6 protein-coding genes are annotated in these 5,206 nt (G+C 71.2%); 2 read left to right on the forward strand and 4 right to left on the reverse strand.

The window, feature by feature from the left end:
- A partial coding sequence (locus RMO85_RS01890; RefSeq protein WP_310526126.1) for an MOSC domain-containing protein occupies positions 1 to 838 on the forward strand: 838 nt, incomplete at its 5' end.
- Here RMO85_RS01890 and RMO85_RS01895 read toward each other — a convergent pair.
- Positions 822 to 1,625, reverse strand: coding sequence for a sulfurtransferase (locus tag RMO85_RS01895; RefSeq protein ID WP_310526128.1), 804 nt, complete (start codon positions 1,623 to 1,625; stop codon positions 822 to 824). The two genes, RMO85_RS01890 and RMO85_RS01895, sit on opposite strands and share 17 nt — an antisense overlap.
- Before the next feature lie 195 nt (positions 1,626 to 1,820).
- On the opposite strand from RMO85_RS01895, the gene RMO85_RS01900 reads away from it, so the two are divergent.
- Positions 1,821 to 2,474, forward strand: coding sequence for a thymidine kinase (locus RMO85_RS01900; RefSeq protein WP_310526129.1), 654 nt, complete (start codon positions 1,821 to 1,823; stop codon positions 2,472 to 2,474).
- 1 nt (position 2,475) lies between these two features.
- Here the strand turns inward: RMO85_RS01900 and RMO85_RS01905 are convergent, their stop codons facing one another.
- From RMO85_RS01905 to RMO85_RS01915, 3 genes are read right to left on the reverse strand one after another with little or no spacing between them, the layout of a single operon-like run.
- Entirely contained in the window at positions 2,476 to 3,387 is a 912-nt protein-coding gene (locus tag RMO85_RS01905) for a class I SAM-dependent methyltransferase (RefSeq protein WP_310526130.1), read from the reverse strand.
- Positions 3,388 to 3,443: 56 nt separating this feature from the next.
- Positions 3,444 to 4,571 carry an alkaline phosphatase family protein gene (locus RMO85_RS01910; protein ID WP_310526131.1) on the reverse strand — a complete coding sequence of 376 codons (1,128 nt, stop codon included), beginning with the start codon at positions 4,569 to 4,571 and terminating at the stop codon, positions 3,444 to 3,446.
- A 15-nt stretch (positions 4,572 to 4,586) separates the two neighbouring features.
- Positions 4,587 to 5,171: a DUF5998 family protein gene (locus RMO85_RS01915; RefSeq protein ID WP_310526132.1), complete on the reverse strand. Its 585-nt coding sequence runs from the start codon at positions 5,169 to 5,171 to the stop codon at positions 4,587 to 4,589.
- Positions 5,172 to 5,206 lie beyond the last annotated feature (35 nt).

Genomic DNA, 5,206 nt, shown 5'->3' on the forward strand with positions numbered 1-5,206 from the left:
GCTGCTGACCGGACTCAACATCCATCCCGTCAAGAGCACCGCGATCCGGCCGGTGGGCTCAGCGGATGTGGGGCTCGGTGGCCTCGACGGCGATCGGACGTTTCTGGTCGTCGACGGCGACGGCGAGTTGGTCTCGGTGCGCGAGCAGCACTCACTGTTCTCGATCACGCCCGACACCCCGAGCACGGATCCGACGCTCACGTCGGCGCTGAGGCTCCGGTCAGCCCAGCAGCCCGACCTGCTCCTCGACGTACCGTCCGGAGACCGGGTGCGGGCCAAGGTGCACTCGAACGAGCTCCAGGGCATCCCCGCCGGCCCGGAGGCGGACGCCTGGCTGCGCGCGGCGACCGGTCGCGACGACCTCCACCTCGTCTGGTGTGACGACCCGACGCGACGCACGCTCAACCCGGCCCACTCGCGCGCCGAGGACTACACGGCGTACGCCGACGCCTACCCCGTGACGATCGCGTCCGAGGCCTCGCTGCGTCAGCTCAACGACTGGATCACCGAGGGCGCCCTCGATCGCGGGGAGGAACCGCCCGCTCCCCTGCCGATGCAACGGTTCCGGCCCAACCTCGTCGTCGACGGCGAGGCTCCGTTCGCCGAGGACGACTGGACCGGGGTCACGATCGGTGAGGTCCGGTTCCGGGTCGCCAAGCCGACGGACCGGTGCGTGATGACGACCATCGACCTCGAGTCGCTGAGGACCGGCAAGGAGCCGATCCGCACCCTGGCCCGGCACCGGCTGGTCGATCACAAGACCTTGTTCGCGATCCACCTGATCCCGGAGTCGACCGGCCGGATCAGCGTCGGCGACGAGGTCACCGTACGGACGTGACGAACCCCGACCAGCCGGCGGGATAGAGCGCCGCGTGCACCCCGGCCACCGCCAGCGCGAGGAGGTCGTGGGTCGCGGTGACCCCTGATCCGCAGTACGCCGCCACGTCGGCCCCCGGCACGGCGCCGACGTCGCCGTAGATCTCTCGGAGCTCGGTCACCGACCGGAACGTGCCGTCCTGCGCGAGGTTGCGCGAGGTGTCGACGTTGACGGCGCCGGGGATGTGCCCGGCGACCGGGTCGACAGGCTCCACCTCGCCGCGATAGCGCTCGGGGGCGCGGGCATCGATGAGTACGGCGACGTCGCTGACGTTGGAGGCGTCCACGACGCTCAGTCGGCCGGGCGTGCCGCTGAAGTCTCCGGGCGCCCTCGGCGATATCTCGGTGCTGACCTGCCCACCCGACGCCCGCCACACCGACCAGCCGCCGTCGAGCACCCGCACGTCGGCGTGGCCGTAGTCGCGCAACAGCCACCACGCCCGCCCGGCGGCCCGGCCCTGCCAGTCGTCGTAGACCACGACGGGTTCATCGTTGCTCGCTCCGGCGGCTCGCATCGCCGCCACGAACACCTCCGGTTCAGGCAGCGGGTGCCTCCCCCTCTCGTCCACCGGGACACCGGGGGCGCTCGAGAGCTCGGTGTCCAGGTCGACGTACGCCGCACCGGGGATGTGGCCTGCGGCATACTCCTCGCGCCCGGGCGGTCCGCCCAGCCGGTAGCGCACGTCCAGGAGGGTGACCTGTCCGAGCGACGAGGACAGCTCGGCAACCGAGATCAGCGGAGAGCTCACGTCGGCAACCGTAGCGCCGTTCCCCGCTGGGCGAGGGGCCACAACCTGGTCGGCCGGTGCGCGACACGCGCTTGCTCCAGGCGACACGCCGAGCTCGGCGCACCTTGGCCGACAGTCGTGGCCCCACCTTGAGTGGGCGGTGGGCGCGTGGTGGCGGCGCAGGAGCACCCGCGCGATGTGACAGGATCCCGCCTCGTGGCTGAACTGCATTTCTTCACCGGCACCATGGACAGCGGAAAGTCGACCCTGGCGCTGCAGACCAACCACAACCACGCCGCGCGCGGTCGGGTCGGGCGGATCTTCACCACGCACGACCGGTCCGGACACGCCGTGCTCACGAGCCGCCTGGGCCTGACCCACGACGCCCTGGAGGTCGACACCGACTTCGACTTCTGGCGCTACGTCGTCACCTCGCTGACGGCCGGCGGGCGGATCGACTACCTGATCTGCGACGAGGCCCAGTTCTACTCCCCCGACCAGATCGACCAGCTCGCCAAGGTCGTCGACGAGCTGCAGATCGACGTGTTCGCGTTCGGCATCCTCACCGACTTCCGGACCCAGCTCTTCCCGGGCAGCCGGCGCCTCGTCGAGATCGCCGACCGGATGAACGTCCTCCAGGTGGAGGCGCTGTGCTGGTGCGGCAAGCGCGCCACCCACAACGCGCGCACCGAGAACGGGATCATGGTCACCGAGGGCGATGTGGTGGTCGTCGGCGATGTCGAGGCCGCCGACGAGCCGCCAGCAGACGTGGCCTACGAGGTGCTGTGCCGTCAGCACCATCGCCGTCGCCTGACCGCGGCCCGCGCCAAGGCGGTCTCGCTCGCGCCCGAGCCGCTCCCCTTCGGCTGACCTAGGAACGGGGCAGTCGCCCGGCCACCTTGCGCCACGGCGCGGTGAGCCGCCACGACCTCGATGCCTGTACGGCGGCGAGCTGCTGGGCGACGTCTGCGGCCTCGCGCCTGGCCCGGCGTGCGGCGGCCCGCGCGCGACGTACCTCGGGCGCCGGACCCGAGGGGCCTGACACGTTGTGCCGGGGCGCGCCCTGGCCGTAGACGTCGACGGTGGTGCCGAAGAACTCGACGTCGCGCTTGCCGAGAAGGTCGGGTGCAGCGCTGCGCAGGTGGGTGGCGTACCCCGTGGCGGCGGCGACCGAGTCGGTGAGGTAGAGCTTGTTGGGAGAGATGGCGAACGGCACGAGTCCCGGGTGGTCGAGCAGGTAGGTCGCCGTGCCCGTCAGCACTCCCAGCCAGTGCCCGTTGAGCATGTCGTCGAGAACCACGATCCCGCCGTCGGCGATGCCCGCCTGGGCGAGCTCAAGGTCGTGGCGGGTGATCTCGGCGGTGTGTCCGCCGTCGATGGAGAACATCCGCGGCCGGCCGAACACCTCGCGAGCAGACGCAGGAGTGACCTCGAGACTCGATCGCGCCACGATCTTCACCGCAACGCAGGGCGCCCAGCGCGAGAGGTTCTCCTCGAACCGGCCGCGGTCGCCCTTGCCCGAGTGGTCGGCGTTCTGCTCCTGGTGCTCGAAGACGTCGAGCGCCACCGCGGGCTCCCTCGGCGCGAGTCCGTTGGCCAGCAGCAGGAACGAGCGGCCGTGGTGCACGCCTATCTCGGCCACTCCGCCGCCCAGACCCAGCCCGATCTGGTGAAGCAGCAAGGAGGCCATCAGCTCCGCCGACTCCGGCTCGAACCAGCCCTCGACCTGGGCCAGGCCATCGCTGCGATAGCGCTCCAGCCGTTCGGTCACCGTCTTCGACACGTTTCGACACTAACGCCGATCCCGGCCAGCGACGGGACGCCGTCGAGCGGGTGTCGTCAGCTGACGAGGATCGGGATCAGCATCTCGGCCGGCGTCAGCGAGCCGTGCATGCCGACGAGCGTCTTCTCGTAGGGGAAGTCGGCCGTGGAGACGACCGCGGCGTCGGCGCGACAGGCCACCAGGACGTCACCGACGCGCGGCAGGACCCCGGGCGCGACCTCGCCGAACCAGCCACGTCCGATGGCGTCGTCGCGGGTGAGCACGAGGGCCCGCTCGCCCAGCACCTCGCGCCAGGTCGCGACCACGGAGTCGACCGAGCCGCGCGAGCAGTAGAGGTGCCGGAACCTCGCCTCGCCGCCGAGCAGGTCGACGCCGTCGCGGAGCTCCACGACCTCATCCACGTCGATCCGCGAGGAGACCTCGCAGTCGACCATCCCGTGGTCGGCGACCACGAGCAGCCGCACGGAGGGCGGCAACGCGTCGCGCATCTGCTCGGCCTCGGCATCGACCATCGCGAGCTGCTGGAGCCACTGCATCGAGGAGACGCCGAACTTGTGGCCCGTCCAGTCGAGGTCGGAGTCGTAGACATAGGTCAGGGACGGGGAGTACGCCGCCGCATCGACCATCGCGGCGATCCGCTCGCCCACGAGGTTGGCGCCGACGAAGGTGGCACCGCGGTGCGCGGCGACGGTCAGGCCCGACCCGGCGAACTCACGCTTGTTGACGACCGAGACGTGCACCCCGCCGGCGGTGAGCCGGGCGAAGGCGGTCGGATGGGGCTGCCAGTCGAGTGGATCGACCTGCTTGTCCCACGACAGGTGGTTGATGAGCCGGTTGGTGCCGGGGATGCGGGCGGTGAAGCCGATCAGCCCGTGGGCCCCGGGGACCAGACCGGTGCCGAACGACGTCAGGCTGGTCGCCGTGGTCGACGGCACGCCGGCGGTGCCGACCGCGCCGCCCTCGACCAGCGACGAGAGGAACGGCGCCGCGTGGGAGTAGCGCCGGAGCAGCTCCGAGCCCAGGCCGTCGATCAGGAAGACGACGTACGCCGCAGCGTCGGGCAGCAACAGGCCCGGCGGCGCGGCACCACCCACCGACGCGTCGACGCCCAGCGCGCGGGCGATCGCCGGCACGACGTCGCCGAGCGAGCGCTCGCCGTAGGCGGGCAGCGTGAAGTCACTCACGAGGCATTGGCTCGCTCACGCTCCGCGCGTCAGCGCCGACAGCGCCTCGGCGAAGCCCAGCAGCCTGGCGACCGCTTCGCCGCCGTCAGCCGCAGCCGAGACACGCAGCGAGAAGTCGTCGCCGGCGACAACGCCGGTGTAGCCGTGGTCGGCGTCACAGTCGGGATCCTCGCAGCCGGCCGGCTCGAGGTCGATTCGTCCGACTCCGCCCCAGCCGATGGTCATGACCGCCTCGGCGGCCGAGGACGGGCCGGACGTGGGGTTGGCGATCATCCGCGTGACCACGACCGAGCGGATCGCGGACAGCGAGACCGCCTCGGTGGAGGTCGAGGTGTAGGGATCGGGCAGCAGGTCGTCGCCGGGGTGCTCGTCGGTGTGTGCCAGGACCAGCCGGGACGTCGTGTGCACCGCCACGGTCAGGTGGCGTCGCACCTCGTCGCGGTCGAAGGTCGGCTCGTGGTGGAGGTAGAACGCGACCATCTCCTCACCGCCCACCGCGGAGAACACTCCGTCGGAGACCACTTCGGGGTAGTAGCCGGTGTGGTTGATGGCCCGCCGAAGGTCTCCCGCTGGTCCGGTGTCGGACGTCTTGCTGCGCATGCGCGCAGTCTGTCACGCGGGTCGCGGGCGCAGCC

Source organism: Nocardioides sp., assembly GCF_031422975.1.
Lineage (GTDB): Bacteria > Actinomycetota > Actinomycetes > Propionibacteriales > Nocardioidaceae > Nocardioides.

Excerpts from the sequence above, each read along its gene's own strand:
- RMO85_RS01915 (WP_310526132.1), bottom strand. The coding sequence starts at position 5,171 with ATGCGCAGCAAGACGTCCGACACCGGACCAGCGGGAGACCTTCGGCGG.